This is a genomic window from Bradyrhizobium sp. (assembly GCF_030693485.1).
Taxonomy (GTDB): Bacteria; Pseudomonadota; Alphaproteobacteria; order Rhizobiales; family Xanthobacteraceae; genus Bradyrhizobium.
Map to the genome: position 1 here is coordinate 18193 of NZ_JAUYAN010000274.1, position 19087 is coordinate 37279.

Here is a 19087-nt window from a genome sequence, read left to right on the forward strand (position 1 = left end):
TATAGAAGGTTCCAGCGCGCTTAAATACAGCAAATTGGAACGGCCAGACCAGACCGCGCACGAGAGAAAGAACCGCAACATGAGCATCGAGATCGACGTATTGAACGGGGACGCATCGTGGCCGACGGCCGAGCCGCTTTTCAAGGCGGTGTGGCCGGCCGACGTCGTTGAGAAGCTGCCATGGGGTCATGTCAAATGGGCCAATGCCGACCTCCGCGTCCTGATCGATGCGCCCACGGGTGAGCTGGCCTGCCATGTCGGCATCTACTTCCGCCAGGGGACCTGGGACGGCCGCAAGGTCCAGATCGGCGGCATCGGCGGGGTTGCGACCCGCGAGGACTGCCGGCGGCAGGGCTATGCCAGCCTCGCGCTCGACGCCGCGATCCAGACCATGCGCCACCATGAGGCGGTGCAATTCGCGCTGTTGTTCTGCGAGCCGCACAATTTCGCGTTCTACCAGTCGCGCGGCTGGCACCCCTTCACCGGCGAGGTCTACGCCCAGCAGCCGGAAGGGCGCGTTCGTTTCGAGGCGATGGCGCCCTTCGTATACGATTTCTCCCGCAAGCCGCGGCAGGGCGTGATCGACCTATGCGGCCTGCCATGGTGACCATGCGTGTTGCGGGGTGGCGCTGCGGGGCCGGTTGATCATATGTCAGTCATAATTCTTTTGCCGGGCCGGGATGACGCGTGACGCATGACCATTGAGGCCCCGCCTGAAGCTTCCGCAAAGGTCCCGGCCAACAGCCTGCTGACATCGCCGATCCTGCCGACCCTGCTGCGGCTGACGCTTCCCAATGCCATCGCGATGGTCGGCACCACCCTGGTTGCGGTTGCCGAAACCGCCTATATCGGCCGCCTCGGCATCGAACCGCTGGCCGCGATCGCCCTGGTTTTTCCCTTCGTCATGCTGACGCAGATGATGTCGGCCGGCGCCATGGGCGGCGGCGTTTCCTCCGCGGTCAGCCGCGCCATCGGCGCCGGCGACCGCGACCGCGCGGCGACGCTGGCGCTGCACGCCGTCATGATCGGCCTGCTCGGCGGACTGTTCTTTACAGTCGTCATGCTGTCGTTCGGCCGGCAGTTCTATATGCTGCTGGGCGGGCGTGGCGGCGTGCTCGAACAGGCAATGCAATATTCGCAGGTGCTGTTCTCCGGCGCGGTGTCGATCTGGCTGGTCAATACGCTGGCCTCGGTGCTGCGCGGCACGGGCGACATGCGGATGCCGTCGGCGACGCTGATCGGGGTCGCCATTATTCAGATCGTGGTCGGCGGTGCATTGGGCCTCGGCCTTGCGGGCCTGCCGCAGCTGGGCATGCGCGGCGTCGCCGCCGGCCAATTGATCGCGTTCTCGCTTGGCGCGATGTTCCTCGCATGGATCCTGGTCAGCGGCCGCAGCCGGCTGACACTGGATTTCCGCGCCTTCAAATTTCAGCGCGTCATGTTTCTCGATATCCTCAAGGTCGGCGCAATCTCCTGCGTCGCGCCGCTGCAGAGCGTGCTGACCATTCTGATCTTCACCAAGATCCTGGCCGGCTATGGCACCGCGACGCTGGCCGGCTACGGCATGGGCTCGCGGCTCGAATTCCTGCTGACCCCGATCTCGTTCGCCTTCGGCGTGGCCTCGGTGCCGATGGTCGGCATGGCCGTCGGCGCCGGCATGGTGGCGCGCGCCCGCAGGGTGGCCTGGACCGCGGGCGCGGCATCAGGCCTCGTCGTCGGGCTGATCGGCCTGATCGTCGCGGTCCATCCGGTGCTGTGGGTGTCGATGTTCACCAGCGATCCTGGCGTCACCGCGGCGGCCTATTCCTACTTTGCCTGGGCCGGCCCGGCATTCGCGTTTTTCGGATTGGGCACCTGCCTCTATTTCGCGTCGCAGGGAGCGGCGAAGGTCGGCGGCCCGGTGCTCGCGGGAACCGGCCGCCTGTTGCTGGTCGCGCTCGGCGGCTGGTGGCTGGTGTCGATCGATGCGCCGGCCTGGGCGCTGTTCGCGCTGGTCGGCGCCGCCATGGTGTTGTTCGGCCTCGGCGTCGCCGCATCGGTCTGGCTGACGCGCTGGGGCAATTGAGTTCCGCATTGCACGAATTCGATTTCTTGTTATGCAGGCCGGCTTCAAGGAGAGGCCCATGTTCTGGCGATTCGGTTCCGTCATTGCAATCCTGGCCACGTTGTTCGGCGCCGCTGCCGCGCATGCGCAAGCCGGCGACGAGCCAATCGGCGTCTGGCTGACCCAGGCCGGCGACGCCAGGGTCCGCATCAGCAAATGCGGCGGCGGACTCTGCGGAGGTCTCGCTGGCCGGATCGGATACGCTCAAGGTCGAGGGCTGCATCGGCGCGCTCTGCGGCGGCGAGAACTGGACCCGCGCCGGGCGGTGAGTGCCGGAACGGTTCGGCACGCAGGCTATCTGCGCTGGTTATAGACGTCGATGCAGACGGCTCCGAGCAACACCAGGCCCTTGATCACCTGCTGGTAGTCGATGCCGATCCCGAGGATCGACATGCCGTTGTTCATGACGCCCATGATCATGGCGCCGATCACCGCCCCGCCTACCAGGCCGACACCGCCATAGGCCGAAGCGCCGCCGATGAAGCAGGCGGCGATGACGTCGAGTTCGAAGCCTGCGCCTGCCTTGGGCGTAGCCGTGTTGAGGCGGGCGGCGAAGACGAGCCCGGCCAGCGCGGCCAGAACCCCCATGTTGACGAAAGCGAAGAAGGTGAGCCGTTCGGCCTTGATGCCGGACAGCTTGGCTGCTTTCGCATTGCCGCCGACCGCATAGACCTGCCGGCCGATGACGGTTCGCCGCGTCACGAAGCTGTAGAGCGCAATCAGCGCCGTCATGATGACAAGGACGTTCGGAAATCCGCGATGCGAGGCGATCAGGTAGGTGAAGGCGAGCACCGCGCCCGAAAGCACCGCGGTCTTCGCGACAAAAAAAGCGTAAGGCTCCACCTCGATCCCATACGACTGTTCGCGCGCGCGGCCCCTGGCGCCGGCAAGAACCAGCGCCAGGGTCAGCAATACGCCGAGCAGCAGCGAGGTTGGATGCAATGTGCCGGGCAGCAGTTCCGGAATGAAGCCCGACGATAGTTTCTGAAAGGCCGGCGGAAACGGTCCGACCGACTGGCCCTGCAGCAGCGCGAGCGCAAGGCCCTTGAACACCAGCATACCGGCCAGCGTGACGATGAAGGAGGGGATGCCGAAATAGGCAACCCAGTAACCTTGCGCCGCGCCGATCGCCGCGCCCACCAGCAGGCATGCGATGAAGGCTGTGGGATAATCGACCTGATAACGCACCATCAGCACCGCGGCGACGGCGCCGACGAAGCCGGCGACCGATCCGACCGACAGATCGATATGGCCGGTGACGATCACCAGCAGCATACCGAGGGCCATGATGACGATGTAGCTGTTCTGCAGCACCAGATTGGTGAGATTGAGCGGCTGCAGCAGCGTACCGTCGGTCACGACCTGGAAGAACAGCATGATCGCGAACAGCGACAGCAGCATGCCGTAGTTTCGCAGGTTGTTCTTGATGAACCCCGCATGTCCGCGATGTTCGGGAAGCGGAACCGTCTTGTCGGTCATGGCCGCACTGTTCCGATCTGCCCGTCGTTCGCGACCATGCCGTTCCCAGTGTCCCTGTTGCGCATGATGGCACGCATGATTTTTTCCTGTGTCGCGTCCGCAGCCGCAAACTCGCCAACGAAGGCGCCGTCATTCATGACGCAGATCCGGTCACAGATGCCGAGCAGTTCCGGCAGTTCCGAAGAGATCACCACGACACCCCTGCCGGCCGCCGCCAGCTCGTTGATGATACAATAGATCTCGTATTTCGCACCGACGTCGATGCCGCGGGTCGGCTCGTCGAGGATCAGGACCTTGGGGTCCGTCATCAGCCATTTCGACAGCATGACCTTCTGCTGGTTGCCGCCCGAGAGATGTCCGACTTCCTGATAGATATCCGAGCAGCGAATTTGCATCCGGGTCCGGTACTCGCCGGCGGCCTTTAATTCGCTGATTTCGTCGATCACTCCGTTCGGGGCTATCCGGTCAAGGCTTGCCAGGGTGATGTTCTTGCGCACGTCCTCGGCCATAATCAAACCGAGTTGCTTGCGATCCTCGGTCACATAGGCAAGGCCCGCATCGATGGCGGCCGAAACATTCGAGAGGACGACTTCACGGCCATCCAGCCGGATTCGCCCGCTGACGTTGGCGCCCCACGCCCGGCCAAACAGGCTCATCGCGAATTCGGTACGGCCCGCGCCCATCAGACCGGCAATGCCGACGACCTCGCCGCGCCGCACGTGAAAGTCCACATTCCTGACGACCTGCCGCCCGGCATGGAGCGGGTGGTACACCGACCAGCCCTCCACCACCAGAACAGGATCCCCGATCCGGGCGTCACGCTCCGGAAACCGGTGCGCAAGGTCTCGATCGACCATGCTGCGGATGATCCGGTCTTCCTGCACCGGCTCGATCCGGCAATCGATGTGGTCGACCGTTCGGCCATCGCGCAGCACCGTGATGCGGTCGGCGACACGGGCGACCTCGTTCAATTTGTGGGAGATCAGGATCGAGGCGATGCCCTGCTGGCGGAACGCGACGAGACGATCGAGCAACGCAGCGCTGTCGGCCTCGTTGAGGCTGGCGGTGGGCTCGTCCAGGATCAACAGGCGCACCCGCTTGGAGAGCGCCTTGGCGATCTCGACCAGTTGCTGCTTGCCGATGCCGAGATCGTTGACCAGCGTGTCCGGTTGCTCACGCAGGCCGACCTGGGCCAGCAATTCCCTGGTACGCCGGTACACCGCCTCACGATCGACGATGCCGAACCGCGCGGGCGGGTGCGAAAGGAAGATGTTCTCCGCGATCGACATCAGCGGAATCAGCGCCAGTTCCTGGTGAATGATGATGATTCCGAGCGCCTCGGAATCGTTGATATCGCGAAAGCGCCGCGCCTCGCCGTCGAAGGTGATCGTCCCCTCATAGCTGCCGGAAGGATAGACGCCGCTGAGCACCTTCATCAGCGTCGACTTGCCGGCACCGTTTTCACCCACCAGCGCGTGGATCTGGCCGGGCTCGACGCTGAAATTGACGTCGCGCAGCGCCTGCACGCCCGCAAAGCCCTTGCTGACACCGCGCATCTCGAGCATGGCGGTCACTGGATCAATTGAACTGCGAGCGCTTGTAATAGCCGCTGTCGATCAAGACCTTCTCCCAGTTGCTCTTGTCAACCACGACCGGCTTGAGCAGATAGGACGGCACCACCTTGACGCCGTTGTTGTAGGTTTTGGTGTCGTTGACCGTGACCTCCTTGCCGCCGAGCACCGCATCGACCATGTCCACGGTCACCCGCGCGAGGTCGCGCGTATCCTTGAAAATGGTCGAATATTGCTCGCCTCGCAGCATCGCCTTGATCGAGGGAACTTCGGCATCCTGCCCGCTGATCACGGGCATCGGCTGACTGGCGCTGCCATAGCCGACACCCCTGAGGGAGGAAATGATTCCGATGGACAGACCGTCATAGGGTGACAGCACGGCATCGACGCGCTTCCTGCCATAGAAGGCGCTGAGCAGATTGTCCATGCGGGACTGGGCGGTCGCACCGTCCCACCGCAGGGTCGAAACCTTGTCCATGCCCGTCTGCCGGCTCGCGACAACCAGTTTGCCGCTGTCGATATAGGGCTGCAGCACCGACATGGCGCCGTTGTAGAAGAAGTAGGCGTTGTTGTCGTCCGGCGAACCGCCGAACAGTTCGATATTGAACGGTCCCTTGCCCTCCTTCAGCCCAAGGCCCTGCTCGATCGACTGCGCCTGCAGCGCCCCGACCTGGAAATTGTCGAAGGTCGCGTAGTAGTCGACGCTGGGCGTGTTGCGGATCAGACGATCATAGGCAATCACGGTGATGCCCCTGGCCTTGGCCTGCCTGAGCACGTCGGAGAGCGTGGTGCCGTCGATCGCCGCGATCACCAGCACCTTGGCTCCCTTGGTCACCATGTTTTCGACCTGGGAGAGCTGGTTCGGGATATCGTCCTCGGCATATTGCAGGTCGGTGCCGTAGCCGCGTTCCTTCAGCACCTTGACGATGTTGTTGCCGTCATCGATCCAGCGCGCGGAGGCCTTGGTCGGCATCGCGATGCCGACGGTCGGCTTGCTTTGTGCCAGCGCGCCGCCATCCGGCGCGGCGACGGCAAGGCCCGCCAGCGCGAGCGCGAACAATTTGGCCTTCAGCTTCAACATGCTTTACTCCCTCAGGATAGATCTTGCTTTCTTTTTCCGGGGGATCGTAGCGATAGCCCTCACGAAGGCAACATGGCTCCGGCGCAGTCCGCCGCCGATAGAAGGGCCGTCTCAGGCCGCCATCGCCTTCAGCGCTGACGCGGCCGAGGCATAGCCGCCGCGGGCGCCGTCGATGAAATGGACGTGGTCGCTCCGCGTTACCGACGGAGCAAAACAGGTCATCATCGCCGCATCCTGCCGGTGCAGGCCGTAGCGCACGGTTCCCGCCGCGGCCGCCGCGGCCAGCACTTTCGTGAGCGCGCCTTCCAGCTCCGGCGTGCAGTCGAGGATCATGCGCAAGCCATCGTCATATTTGCGGAAGTCGGAATTCTCCACCACCTGCTGCACATAGGTCTTCGGCACGAAGCCGCCGACGCTGATGCCGAAACGCATGATCACGTAGACGAACAGCGTATTGGCGAGCACGAAGGCGCGCCGCCTGAGCAGCGATCCACGCAGCGTGCTGACTTCGTATTTATTGCCGCTCGGCGGCCATGTCAGCGGCGGGCCGTCCGGCGGCACCGGCCGCCCGGCATCCGGGCTGCGCTCCACCAGCGCGATGACGTCCTCGATCACCTTGCGAAAAGCCGAGGCGGCGGCGGCGCGCGCGGGCACCACCAGCACCGATAGGATGAGGCCGCGCGTGGAGGGAATTTCCTCGAACCGGCACGACAATCCCGTGAGATCGGGCTGGGCGCCGGGCGCGGCCTTCGGCACCGCGAACTCGCCGCGCTTCATTGCCGTCTCCGCCCAGCCGAGACCGCCACCGGAAAACATCGCATAGGACAGATTGGCCGACGGCCCGAACCGGGCGACGCGGACGTCGAAGCCCTGCGCCCGCACCGCCGACACCGGCACCAGCGCCACCCGCATCACCAGGTTAAGGCTCTCCTCGACCCAGATCGAGGTCGCCGCCAACGCCTCCCGGGTGCGCTCGACATCGTCCGGCGACACCGCAAAACTGGCGCCGTCGCCGCCGAACACGAAGGGAAATTCGCGCCCTTCCAGCGCATTGGTGACCGCCGCGATGACCGAAGCCCCGGCCATGTTGACCGCCTTGTAGCGCGCCTCCGCGATTGCCCTGGTCGATTCCACGATATCGGCGACGCCGATCGACCAGTCGTCCGGCAGCGCCGAATACAGCGCCGGATCCATCAGGCTGGCAAAGCCGCGAAAGACCGGGATGGAGCTGTAGAAGGTGTCGCTGGCGGTGGGTATGGTCATGGGCACTGAACGGTCCGGACCTCGAGGCGTTGCAACAGATACGGCAATTCCCTGGATCGGTTTCGTTCAGGTGTGTCGACGGGGTCAGGCGCCTGATCCGTCGCGGAAACATCAAACGTGGGCGGCAAGTCCATTCTACGCAGCAATCGTCGACCGGAAAGGCAAGCTATCGCGACAGAGTAAAGGCAGCTTGGCTAGTCGTCGGGATGGCCTATCTCCCTGACATTTTCGGGGCTTTCCGGAATGGCCGGCGCCGTGCGATTGGTCCTGATCGTGGCGAGCTTCTCGCGCAGCTTTTCGTAGTCTTTCGGCTTCCTGGCCTTTTTCAGGTTGGACGTCAGGAGGTCCACGAGTTTGTCTGAAGCCGCCATTTCAATCTCCAACCGGCCGGGAATCCGTCACATAGGACGTATCCTAAGGCATTCAACCCTTGAATTCCAGCCAGGGAGGCAAGTCGCCCTTCATCCGTACACCATGGGCAGCGCCAAGTTCGAACTGAACCGTGGCCCCCCCGTCTCCGCGGCCATCGAGCGTGAACTGTTCCACCATGCGGCTGGTCAACGTCAACAGCAACGCATGATCGCCTTTCGGAAGTTTTAGAGCCCGGGCCTTCCCGTTCGGCTCCTTCCATAGCGCGATCTCCCGGCTTTCCGCCTCGCCGGGCATCGCCGAACGCAGTACCATGCCGAGCGACGTCACCGTGAGGACGGCGGATCCCGGATCGTCCGCGAGCACGGTTGCGTAGCGGGCCGGCCATCGCTGCTCAAGCTGCGGACCGTCCATCAGAAGCGCAATGACGAGATTCGGCCCGATCGCATTCATCACGGTCAAAACCGGGTCGTAGCGCGCGAGATCTTCGCAGACCAGCACGGAGAGCGCGGCCCGTGGCCTGAACAGGGTGATGTAGCAGTGACGGTAACTGACGTCGATTTTCTCCCACCATTTGCAGTTTGGATCCAGCACATGCCCGAGCTGATAGCGGCGAATCTGATCGCCGTCGAGAAGCCAGCGGTGGTGCTTTGACTGAAACGACCGGTTGATGACCTCGCCGTCCTTGAACCGGTAAATGGCCGCCGAATTCCGCGGCGGCGGCTTTTTATGGTCGGGTTGATCGTCGGGTGCATCGCCGTCGACAACGACGCCAGTGATGAACAGATCGAGACCTTTCTGCTTCTGGGCGAGAAACCCCGCAACCTTGTTGGCGAAATCGATCGGGAGCGCCGTTTCGGGCAACACGATGGCGTGGACCGGTTCGAGTTCCGGCTGCGCTGCCTTCACCAGATCGAGCAGGAACTGGGCAAATTTCTCTTCCGTGGCAGATCCCATCCATGCGCCGGGATTGAGAGTGAAAGCGCGCTTGTTCGAGGCTCCGGGAAGCTTCCCGTCGACCTTCTTGAAGCTGTTCCCCGCGATGGCAAAGGGAAAGGGAACGATCAGGAGATTGAACGGCTCGAGATCGTGATGGCCCTCGTTGGCGAATTGCCACCGCGTCGACACATTGGCGATGGAAGGCAGCAACGCGACGTGATGCGTCATGGATCGCAGCGTGCAGCCGACTGCCGGCGTACTGGTTTTCGGTTGCACGCAGGCAATGGCCGGCGGCACGCGCATGCAAAGACTGTGCGGCAGATAGGGCAGAAGGTCGCCGCCCATAACCGAGGGTGGTTGACGTGGGTCGCGCCGCTTGCGCTCCCAGGCGATATAATCGTCAGCGACGAGATACTGGATTTCGGTAGCGGTTTTCGTCGAGCGCTTCCGCGCGGAGACTCGTTCGGCGGGAGAAAATCCGATGCCTGCGCATGCCTCGTCGGCAATCGTAAGGAGCTTAAAGACGATCGTTTTCCATGTGAGCGATTTGGGAGTGGTGTCGTCGATCCGGGCATCTCCGTATTGCAGAAGCTCCGTCCAGATTTTCTCGACTTTTTCGGGCGGGCTTACCGATTTCGCCCACTGCTGACCAAGGTTCCGCGTTTCCTTGATCCAGGAAGCATCAAGAGGGAAATCGTGTTCCCAGTAGGCCATGAAGCTGAATTCGGAGTAAAGGCCGGAGCGCTCGGTAATGGTGGCAACCGCCGCGAAAAGATCGGGCGGCCATTCGCACACGCCATTCCAGTCGTTCGGCTGCCCGCTGTCGTTCGGCTGTCTCGTGCCGTCAGGCAGGACGCTCTTGATAATCCCGAGAACGCTCGATTCCCCTTGCGATGCCATGATGTGCTCACGAGGCTGACAATCAATTTCTGAAAAACATTTGAGTGGGCCGCCGGCGAAAAACACAGCGCCGCGCATCACATTATGCGCACCAAATCAATAATCGGCAAGGTTGTAGAGGCACCTTCTATCATCACAAGGTGTCCACAGACAGCATGGCGGCACGGAGTCAGCGCCGCAAGATCAGCCGCCGCCTTTCGCTACTCCCTGCAGCACCAGCCGGTTGAGGCGGCCGGCAAACGCGGCCGGGTCTTCCGGCAATTCGCCGTCGAGGATTTGCGCCTGCTCCAGGAGCAGGAAAGAAAGGTCCGCCCCGTCGGCGCCCTCACCTGAGATCGCCGCCACCAGCGGATGGCGCAAATTGATCTCAAGGATCGGTTTGGTGCCGGCGCCCTTGTTCTGCCGCGCCAGCAGGCGCTCCAGTTCGCGGTCCGGGCCATGGCTGCCGGCGACCAGGCAGGACGCGCTCGATGTCAGCCGCTGCGAAGCGCGCACGTCGGAGACGCGCTCGCCGAGGGTGGCCTTGATGACGGCGATGATACCAGCCTCATCGGCTTCCGGCTTTGTTTCTTCCTTGTTGTCGTCCAGCAGCGGGATCAGTCCAAAATCGATATCGCCCTGGCTCAACGACTTCAGCGGCTTGCCTTCGAAATCCAGGGGCGCCGAGGTCCAGAACGCATCGACCGGGTCGGTCAGCAGCAGCACCTCGATGCCGCGGGCGGCGGCCGATTCCAGCTTGGGGTTCGATTTCAGCCGCTCGATGCTGTCGCCGACCAGGAAGTAGACCTCGGTCTGGTTCGGTTTTGCGTCCGCGAGATACTGCTTCAGTGACCGGTTCTCGCCCGCCGTGGTGGTGAAGCGCGACAGCGCCAGCAATTTTTCGCGCCGCTCGAAATCCTCATAGAGTCCTTCCTTGATCACAGGCCCGAAGGCGTCCCAGATCTTCGCGAAATTCTCCGGGTCCTTGTCGCCGAGCGTTTCCAGTTCGCTGACGACCCGCGTGGTCACCGCCTTCCTGATCTGCGCCAGCTGCGGGTTGTTCTGCAGCATCTCCCTGGAAATGTTGAGCGGCAGGTCCTCGCTGTCGACCACGCCGCGGATGAAGCGCAGATAGGCCGGCAGCAGGTCGGCGTCGTCGGTGATGAAGACGCGGCGGACATACAGCTTCACCCTGCCCTTGCGCTGCGGCTCGAACAGGTCGAACGGTTTGGCCGAGGGCGCGAACAACAGCACGGCGTAGGAGTAACGGCCCTCGGCGCGGTAATGCAGCGTCATCGCCGGCTCGTCGAACGCGGTCGCGATCGACTTGTAGGCCTTGGCGTAGTCTTCCGCCGCCAGTTCCGACTTCGAGCGCTGCCACAGCGCGCTGGCCGAATTGATCTGGCGTGGCTCGCCTCCTTCCGCAACCAGTTCGATCGGAAACTGGATGTTGTCGGAATAGGCGCCGACGATGCGCTCGATCTCGTAAGTCTCGAGATATTTCGTCGCATCGGGTTTCAGATGCAGCACGATCTCGGTGCCGCGCGCCACGCGCTTCGCATCTTCCTCGCCGGCCGGGGCGATTTCAAATCCGGCACCGCCGGACGACGACCAGGCCCAGACCTCGTCGGCGCCGGCGCGGCGGCTGAATACCTCGATGCGTTCGGCCACCATAAAGGCGGAATAGAAGCCGACGCCGAACTGGCCGATCAGGCCGGCGCCGTCCTTGGCCTCGGTCAGCCTGGACAGGAAGGATTTGGTGCCGGAGCGGGCGATGGTGCCAAGATTGTCGATCAACTCCTGGCGGTCCATGCCGATGCCGGTATCGATTACGCGGAGCGTATTGGCTGTCTTGTCGGGCACGATTCGGATCCTGGGCGGCTCGCCGTCCGCGATCAGCCCAGGATGGGCGATCGCCTCATAGCGCAGCTTGTCGCAGGCATCTGAAGCATTGGAGATCAATTCGCGAAGGAAAATATCGGTTTCGGAATAGACCGAATGCACCATCAGGTGCAGCAATTCGGCGACCTCGGCCTGGAACGGCTGGGAGACGGGGGTGGTCTCGGTGGTGGTGGCAGTCATTATCGATCTCATTCAAGAATGAACATCCGCAGTGCAGCCTGATATAGCGATACCACGTGAGGTGGCAAGATTTGCGACCGGCCGGCATGGAGAACGCCGGGCGGAACCGGGACCAAGGACATCGGGACCAACCATTTGCGGATTTTCGGCCCATGGTGGACACTGTGAGGGCCGCAGGGAGACGTGCGCCAATATGCGAATCGGCATTCGCCTTGCTATTTCCGGACTGGTCCTCGCGTCGATCCTGGTGAGCGCCGTCGGCGTCCATCTGCTGTGGTGGCGGACCGCCGAAGCCAACAGCCAGGCGCTGGCGGACACCATCAACCGCCAGATCGTCGCGGCGGTTGAAAAGGAAGTCACCGTCATCACAACGGAAGCGCGCGCCGCGCATACCGCGATCCGCACCTTGTTCCTGCAGAACGTGCTCGAGACCCGCGAGGCGGACAAGCGCGAATTCGTCTTCCTGTCGCAATTGCAGTCGCAGCCGAACATTTCATGGGTGGCGTTCGGCTGGCCGGACGGCACGTTCTTCGCCGCGCACAAGCTCGGCGATCTGGCGCTGGAAATGATGGAAATCGCGCCGGTCGACGGCGTCGTCAAGCGGCGGGTCGACCAGTACCAGGTGGTGGTCGGCGATATCGAGTTCGAGAAGCGGCGGTTCGAAGACACCCAATATGCGGTGACCGAACAGGAATGGTTTCGTTCAGGGCTGGCCGCCGACGAACCGCGCTGGTTCAACGTCACGGCTCATCCGGTCGGACTGCGTCCGTCGATCGCCTTTGCCGGTCCGATCGACGTCTACCAGAAGCGTCAGGGCGTTCTCGCCATCATCATCGAATATACCCGCCTCGCCCGGTTCCTGTCGCAGCTCTCGGTCGGAGCGTCCGGTGCGGCATTCATCCTGGGCAGCGATGGCACGACGATCGCCGCTCCCGATCCGGATGCCGATGAACTGAACATGCAGCGGTCCGACCAGCCATTGCTCGGGATCGCCCGGCGCGCGGTCGGACAGGCCAGCGGCTCCGGTTCCGAGAAAAAGGCCGGTGGTCACGTCAGGCTCGAACAGGCCGGCGAGGCCTATGCGGTCAGCCTCACGCCGCTCGCCTTTCCGGGCTGGACGCTGGCGACCGTGATTCCGGAAAAGGAATTTCTCGGTCCGATCGAGGCGACGATCCGGAAACTGCTGATGGGTCTCGCCGTGCTGATTCTGGCCGCCGGCCTGTTTTCCGCATGGCTGGCCCGGCGTCTCATCGCCACGCCGCTGATTGTCGTGGTCGATGAACTCAAGCACGTCGCCCGCTTCGATCTCGACAAGGTCCGCCGCCACGCCTCTCGTGTCACCGAGATCGAGAATCTGTCGGGCGCCATCGCCGATATGGCGGGCGGGCTCGCCGCGTTCCGGAAATACATTCCCGCCGATCTGGTCAGAACTCTGGTTAGCGAAGGCGTCGAACCTCGCCCCGGCGGCTCGATCAAGCCGCTGACGATCCTGTTCGCCGATATCGCCGGCTTCACCGGATTGTCCGAGCGGCTCGGCGACCGCATCGTCCCGCTGCTCTCCAGCTATCTCGACACCATGTCGCGCGAGGTCAGCAGCCATCACGGCACCATCGATAAATTCATCGGCGACGCGGTGATGGCGTTTTGGGGCGCACCGGCCGCCAACCCCGATCACGCCGTCGACGCCTGCCGCGCCGCGCTTGCCTGCCAGCGCGCGCTCCGGGAGTCCGGCCTGGCCGACGATGCCGGCTTGCCGCTGCGGGTGCGGATCGGCCTCAATTCCGGCGACGTGCTGGTCGGCAATATCGGCTCCGAGGTCCGCCTCAATTATACGGTGATCGGCGACGCCGTGAACGTCGCCAGCCGGCTGGAAGGCGCCAACAAGGAGTATGGCACCGACATCATCATCGGCGAGGAAACCCGCCGCCTCGCCGGCGATCGGATCCTGGTTCGTGAACTCGACCGCCTGACGGTTTACGGCCGCGCGCACGGCATCGCGGTCTATGAATTGCTGGGGATGGCGGAGGACAATGCGGTGCTACCGCCCTGCATGGCGTTGTATGAATCCGGCCTATCCGCCTATCGCGACCGCCGCTTCGAAGCGGCCGCCGAATTGTTCGAGCAGGCGCTGCAGGCGCGCGACGGGGACCAGCCCGCGCGCATGATGCTCGAACGCTGCCGCAGCCTTGTTCGACAGCCGCCGGGCGACGAATGGGATGCGACCAACGCCTTGCAAGCCAAATAGTATGGGTGCCGGTTTCCCGCTCTTGCACAACCATCACGGGTTTGTGATAGCAGGCGGTGACGACATCGTAACGGCTCCGACACCAGGCCCGTAATTTGGGAATGCTTTCGCAGCTGAAGTTTCAAGGAAGGATCGCCTCATGAGTTCCAAAACGGCCCTCGCCAACGCCACCATCGCCGGCTCCCTCGCCGCCGCGCTTGCCATGATCGCGGCTCCGACGTTCGCGGGGCCAAAGCTGCCGCAGCCGACCATGGACAAGTGCTTCGGCATCGCCTTGAAAGGCGAGAATGATTGCGGGGCGGGCGCCGGCACCACTTGCGCCGGTACCGCCAAAACCGACTACCAGGGCGATGCCTGGAAGTACGTCGCCAAAGGGACCTGCGCGAGCATCAAGACCCCGAAGGGCACCGGCTCGCTCGAGCCCACCAAGTCCTGAACCGAAACCGCCAAGCGAGTTCAGCGGATGTCCATCGCTGCCTGTTTGCCGGCCTCGGCCGGCGTCGGCTTCAAGCCCGAGCACGGGGCGGCCATTCTGGCCGCCGCGCAGCCGATCGGATTCTTCGAGGTCCATGCCGAGAACTACATGGGAGCCGGCGGGCCGCCGCATGCGCAGCTCACCGCGTTGCGCGAACGCTATGCGCTGTCGGTGCACGGCGTCGGGCTGTCGATCGGCTCGACCGGGCCGCTGCATCGCGCGCACCTGACGAGGCTGCGCCAGCTGTGCGATCGCTATGCGCCGGCCAGCTTTTCCGAACATCTTGCCTGGTCGTCGCATGACGGCGTCTACTTCAACGATCTGCTGCCGCTGCCTTACACCGAAGCGACGCTGGCGCGTGTCGCCGATCACGTCGACCAAGTGCAGACCGCGCTGGGGCGGCGGATGCTGCTGGAAAATCCGTCGACCTATCTCGACTTCACCGAGAGCACGATCGCGGAAGTCGATTTCCTCGCCGAGATATCGCGGCGCACCGGCTGCGGATTGCTGCTCGACATCAACAACGTCTTCGTCTCGGCCACCAACCACGGCACGTCGGCGCTGGACTATCTCGACCGGTTTCCGCTGGACCGGGTTTTCGAAATTCACCTGGGCGGTCACGATGCCGATACCGACGATGTCGGAGAGCCGGTGCTGATCGACAGCCACCGCGTGGCGGTCGCGGACGAAGTCTGGGCGCTGTACCGCCAGGTGATCGCCCGCACCGGTGCGCTGCCGACCCTGATCGAATGGGACAACGATGTGCCGGACTGGCCGACGCTGCGCGCCGAGGCCGGCGCCGCCCAACGCATCCTGTCGGGTGCGGCGCCCGAGTCGGCGGCTTGAGCGACGCCATGCCCGTGACATACGAAGCATCTTTTGCGAAAGCGCTGTTCGGTGCCGAACCGGCCCTTCCGCCGGGTATCGACGCGCACTCCGCCGCCGCTCCGGCGCGGCGCTTTGCCATCTACCGCAACAACGTCATGGCAAGTCTTGCCGCAGCGCTGGCGCGACGCTATCCCGTCATCGAACGGCTGGTCGGCGGCGAATTCTTCGGCGCGATGGCGCGGCAATTCGTGATCAAGCATCCGCCGCGTTCGCCGTTGCTGGCGCAGTATGGTGAGGCGTTCGCCGACTTCATCACCGGGTTCAAGCCGGCGCGGGAACTGCCTTACCTTGCGGACGTGGCGCGGCTCGAAGCGGCGCGCACCCGCGCCTACCATGCGGAAGACGCCGTGCCGCTCGGTGCGGACAGCTTCGCGGCGCTCGATGCCGAAGCCCTCGGAGACATCCGCCTCCTTCTGCATCCCTCGGCCGCCATCCTGCGCTCGCCGTTCCCGGTCGTGACGATCTGGGCGATGAACAGCGGCGAACTCGAGCCGCAGCCGATCGAGACCGGGCACGGCGAGGACGCCCTCGTCGTCCGGCCGCATCTCGACGTCGAAATCCGCGCGCTGCCGCCGGGCGGCGCGACGTTCCTGCAGTCGCTCGCCGACGGCCTGCCGCTGCGCGATGCCATCGCCGCCGCGCTCGCCGACCACACCGGTTTCGATCTCACCGGCAATCTCGCAGGCCTGATCGGCTCAGGCGTCGCCCGCGCCATCCTGTCTCCGGCGGCGGCGGTTGCGGAAAAATCCGATATGGCGATACCATGATGGCCGGCAAGCTTCGCCGCACCGCGCCCGCGCAAATCCTCGCAGAAGGACCATCATGGCAAGAACCGGGTTTGATATGGAGTTCGACGTCGTGGTGGCCGGCGCCGGATCGGCCGGATGCGTGGTGGCGGCGCGGCTGACGGAAAACCCCGGGATTTCGCTATGCGTGATCGAGGCCGGCGGGCGCGACCGCAATCCCTGGATTCATATTCCCCGGGGATTCGGCAAGCTCGTGCCCAACCCTGATATCAACTGGGGTTACGAGACCGAACCGGAGCCGGGACTGGGCGGCCGCAGCATCATCTGGCCACGCGGCAAGGTGGTGGGCGGATCGGGCTCCATCAACGGGCTGGTGTTCCTGCGCGGCGCGCCGAGCGACTACGACGATTGGCAGCGGCTCGGCGCGCAAGGCTGGGGCTACAAGGACGTGCTGCCCTATTTCAAGCGGATGGAGCATTGCGTCGATGGCGCGGACGCGTGGCGCGGCACCGGCGGCCCGATCACGGTCTCCAACGTCAAGCGGCCCTCGACGGTGGCGAAGGCCTTTGTCGAGGCCTGCGAGCGCCTGCAATATGCGCGCAACCCGGACTTCAACGGCGAGCGCATCGACGGGGTCGGTTTTGCGCCGCTCAACGTCCACAATGGCTGGCGCCGCTCGACCGCGGTTGGCTATCTCCGGCCCAACCTTTCCCGGAAAAACCTGGAATTAATGACCAGAACCCATGTCCGGAAAATCCTGTTCGAGGGACGTCGCGCCGTCGGAGTCGAGGTCGAGCGCGACGGCAAAATCCAGCGCATCGGCGCGCGGCGGGAGCTGATCCTGTCCGGCGGCGCCATCAACTCGCCGGTGCTGCTGCTGGCCTCCGGCATCGGCCCGGCGGGCGAGCTGGCGCAGCACGGTATCGACGTGAAGCTGGACCTGCCCGGCGTCGGCAAGAACCTGCAGGATCATTATCAGGCGAGCTTTGCGTTCAAGACCAATAGCGGCGACACGCTCAATGAAGCCGTGATGAACCCGGTCAAGTCGGCCAGGATGGCGCTGCAATGGCTGTTCACCGGGACCGGCCAGCTCGCGGTCGGCGCCACTGAAGCGACGCTGTTCGCCAAATCCAGCTCCTCCGAACCGGTGCCGGATCTCCAGTACCAGGTGCTGAATTTCTCTTCCGATAGTCTAAAGCTCGGATTGCACCGCTGGCCGGGCTTTACCTTCATCTTCAGCGTCTGCCGGCCGAAGAGCCGCGGCGAGATCACGCTGCGCGACGCCGCGGGCCGCACCGCGCCGCGCATCCTCGCCAATTACCTTGTTCATCCCGACGACATGCGCATCATGCAGGCCGGCTTTCGCATCGGGCGGCAGATCGCCGCGACCGAGCCGTTCCGCGCGCTGGTGACCGAACAGATCCGGCCCAATCCTGCGATCGAAAGCGACGACGAAATCGCCGACTTCGTCCGCGGCATGGGCTCGACGGTCTATCATCCCTGCGGCACCTGCCGGATGGGCGAGGATGCCCGCGCCGTGGTGGATAGCTCGCTGCGCGTCCGCGGTATCGACGGCTTGCGCGTGGTCGACGCTTCCGTGATGCCGGCGATGCCGTCGCCGAACATTCATCCCGCCACCATCATGGTTGCGGAAAAGAGTTCCGACCTCATCGCGCAGGCGCTGAGGCATTAAGGCTTCGATGAAAAGCGGCGCAAGCCGAACTGCAAACAAGAAAACAAAGGGAAACGCCGTGACGAAAACATCCAGAGTAAAGAGCGTCGAAATTCTCGCCTGCGACGCCGGCTGGCGGAACTATCATTTCGTCAAGGTCTCGACCGAGCACGGCGTGGTCGGCTGGAGTGAATATGACGAGGGGTTTGGCGCGCCCGGCGTCGGCACGGCGATCCAGCGGCTGTCCGGCCGCGTCGTCGGACAGGACGTCATGGCGCATGAGCGGATCTTTGCCGAGCTGTCCGCGGCGACCCGCCCCGCTACCGGCGGCGTGGTGGCACTGGCGCTTGGCGCCATCGAGAACGCACTGCTCGACGCCAAGGCCAAGTTGCTCGGCGTGCCCTGCTACGAACTGCTCGGCGGCAAGATCCGCGACCGCGTCCGGGTCTACTGGTCGCATTGCGCCACCTGGCGCATCAACCATCCCGGCTGGTACAAGCCGGCGATCACCGACCTCGACGGCGTCAAGGCGATCGGTCGCGAGGTCCGCGAGAAGAAATTCACCGCGCTGAAGACCAACATTTTCACCTACACCGACGGCAAGCCGCAGGGCTGGCGGCCCGGTTTTGGTGTGCCGTTCGAGCCGGAGATCAATGTCGACCGCAAGGTGCTGCGCGACCTGCGCATGCATCTGGAAGCCATCCGCGACGGCGCCGGGCCCGATGTCGATATCCTGCTCGACCTCAACTTCAACGCCAAGACCGAAGGCTATCTCAAAATCCTGCGCACCATCGCCGACCTCGACATGTTCTGGATCGAGATCGACAGTTTCAGCCCGGAAGCGCTGGGCTATATCCGACGGCAGAGCCCGCACCCCATATCGTCCTGCGAGACGCTACTCGGCCTGCGCGAATTCCTGCCCTATTTCCGCGAGCAGGCGATGGATGTCGCGATCATCGACACGCCGTGGAACGGGGTCTGGCAGTCGATGAAGATCGCGGCCTCCGCCGAAGCCCACGAGGTCAACGTCGCGCCGCATAATTTCTACGGCCACCTCTGCAGCATGATGAACGCGCATTTTTGCGCGGCGGTGCCGAATTTGCGGATCATGGAAATCGACATCGACCGGCTGGAGTGGGACCACGAACTGTTCACCCATTTGCCCGAGATCGTCGACGGCTACCTCGTGGTCCCCGACCGCCCCGGCTGGGGCACCGAACCCAACGAGGAAGCGCTGCGCGCGCATCCGCCGAAGGGACTCGGCGGGCTGTTGAATTATGGGCAGAAGAAATAG

General features: G+C 63.9%; 15 protein-coding genes and 1 pseudogene. 9 read left to right on the plus strand and 7 right to left on the minus strand.

The window, feature by feature from the left end; translation table 11 throughout:
- The first annotated feature begins 79 nt into the window (after positions 1-79).
- The 3 genes and pseudogenes from Q8N40_RS20110 to Q8N40_RS20120 all read left to right on the plus strand — a co-directional run bounded on the left by Q8N40_RS20110 (position 80) and on the right by Q8N40_RS20120 (position 2373).
- Positions 80-607, plus strand: a complete 528-nt coding sequence (locus tag Q8N40_RS20110) for a GNAT family N-acetyltransferase (RefSeq protein ID WP_305713025.1) — start codon at positions 80-82, stop codon at positions 605-607.
- A gap of 87 nt (positions 608-694) precedes the next feature.
- On the plus strand, positions 695-2065 hold the full coding sequence (locus Q8N40_RS20115; protein ID WP_305713026.1) for an MATE family efflux transporter: 1371 nt from the start codon (positions 695-697) through the stop codon (positions 2063-2065).
- Between the two features lie 58 nt (positions 2066-2123).
- A pseudogene (locus Q8N40_RS20120) lies at positions 2124-2373 on the plus strand (hypothetical protein).
- A 25-nt stretch (positions 2374-2398) separates the two neighbouring features.
- Here the strand turns inward: Q8N40_RS20120 and mmsB are convergent.
- From mmsB to htpG, 7 genes are all read right to left on the minus strand, one after another.
- Complete coding sequence (gene mmsB, locus Q8N40_RS20125; RefSeq protein WP_305713027.1) at positions 2399-3583, minus strand: multiple monosaccharide ABC transporter permease; 1185 nt, start codon at positions 3581-3583, stop codon at positions 2399-2401.
- Positions 3580-5157, minus strand: coding sequence for a multiple monosaccharide ABC transporter ATP-binding protein (mmsA, locus tag Q8N40_RS20130; RefSeq protein WP_305713028.1), 1578 nt, complete (start codon positions 5155-5157; stop codon positions 3580-3582). The genes mmsB and mmsA overlap by 4 nt, the downstream gene beginning before the upstream one ends.
- Positions 5158-5161: 4 nt before the next feature.
- Positions 5162-6235, minus strand: a complete 1074-nt coding sequence (chvE, locus tag Q8N40_RS20135) for a multiple monosaccharide ABC transporter substrate-binding protein (protein ID WP_305713029.1) — start codon at positions 6233-6235, stop codon at positions 5162-5164.
- Between the two features lie 111 nt (positions 6236-6346).
- Positions 6347-7498 (minus strand): DUF3095 domain-containing protein, encoded by a 1152-nt coding sequence (locus tag Q8N40_RS20140; protein WP_305713030.1) that lies wholly within the window; start codon positions 7496-7498, stop codon positions 6347-6349.
- A 194-nt stretch (positions 7499-7692) separates the two neighbouring features.
- The gene (locus Q8N40_RS20145; protein ID WP_305321398.1) at positions 7693-7869 is read right to left on the minus strand and encodes a hypothetical protein; all 177 of its coding nucleotides are present in this window, start codon (positions 7867-7869) and stop codon (positions 7693-7695) included.
- 52 nt (positions 7870-7921) lie between these two features.
- The gene (locus Q8N40_RS20150) at positions 7922-9784 is read right to left on the minus strand and encodes a hypothetical protein (protein ID WP_305713031.1); all 1863 of its coding nucleotides are present in this window, start codon (positions 9782-9784) and stop codon (positions 7922-7924) included.
- A 105-nt stretch (positions 9785-9889) separates the two neighbouring features.
- Positions 9890-11767 carry a molecular chaperone HtpG gene (htpG, locus tag Q8N40_RS20155; RefSeq protein ID WP_305713032.1) on the minus strand — a complete coding sequence of 626 codons (1878 nt, stop codon included), beginning with the start codon at positions 11765-11767 and terminating at the stop codon, positions 9890-9892.
- Between the two features lie 193 nt (positions 11768-11960).
- Between htpG and Q8N40_RS20160 the strand changes: the two genes are divergently transcribed.
- The 6 genes from Q8N40_RS20160 to Q8N40_RS20185 all read left to right on the plus strand — a co-directional run bounded on the left by Q8N40_RS20160 (position 11961) and on the right by Q8N40_RS20185 (position 19087).
- Positions 11961-14012, plus strand: coding sequence for an adenylate/guanylate cyclase domain-containing protein (locus Q8N40_RS20160; RefSeq protein WP_305713033.1), 2052 nt, complete (start codon positions 11961-11963; stop codon positions 14010-14012).
- A gap of 139 nt (positions 14013-14151) precedes the next feature.
- A complete protein-coding gene (locus Q8N40_RS20165) occupies positions 14152-14448 on the plus strand; it encodes a DUF2282 domain-containing protein (protein ID WP_305713034.1) in 297 nt (98 codons plus the stop codon).
- Between the two features lie 27 nt (positions 14449-14475).
- Complete coding sequence (locus Q8N40_RS20170; protein ID WP_305713035.1) at positions 14476-15333, plus strand: DUF692 domain-containing protein; 858 nt, start codon at positions 14476-14478, stop codon at positions 15331-15333.
- A gap of 8 nt (positions 15334-15341) precedes the next feature.
- Positions 15342-16142 carry a DUF2063 domain-containing protein gene (locus tag Q8N40_RS20175; RefSeq protein ID WP_305713036.1) on the plus strand — a complete coding sequence of 267 codons (801 nt, stop codon included), beginning with the start codon at positions 15342-15344 and terminating at the stop codon, positions 16140-16142.
- A gap of 55 nt (positions 16143-16197) precedes the next feature.
- A complete protein-coding gene (locus Q8N40_RS20180) occupies positions 16198-17814 on the plus strand; it encodes a GMC family oxidoreductase (RefSeq protein WP_305713037.1) in 1617 nt (538 codons plus the stop codon).
- Between the two features lie 58 nt (positions 17815-17872).
- Entirely contained in the window at positions 17873-19087 is a 1215-nt protein-coding gene (locus Q8N40_RS20185) for a mandelate racemase/muconate lactonizing enzyme family protein (protein WP_305713038.1), read from the plus strand.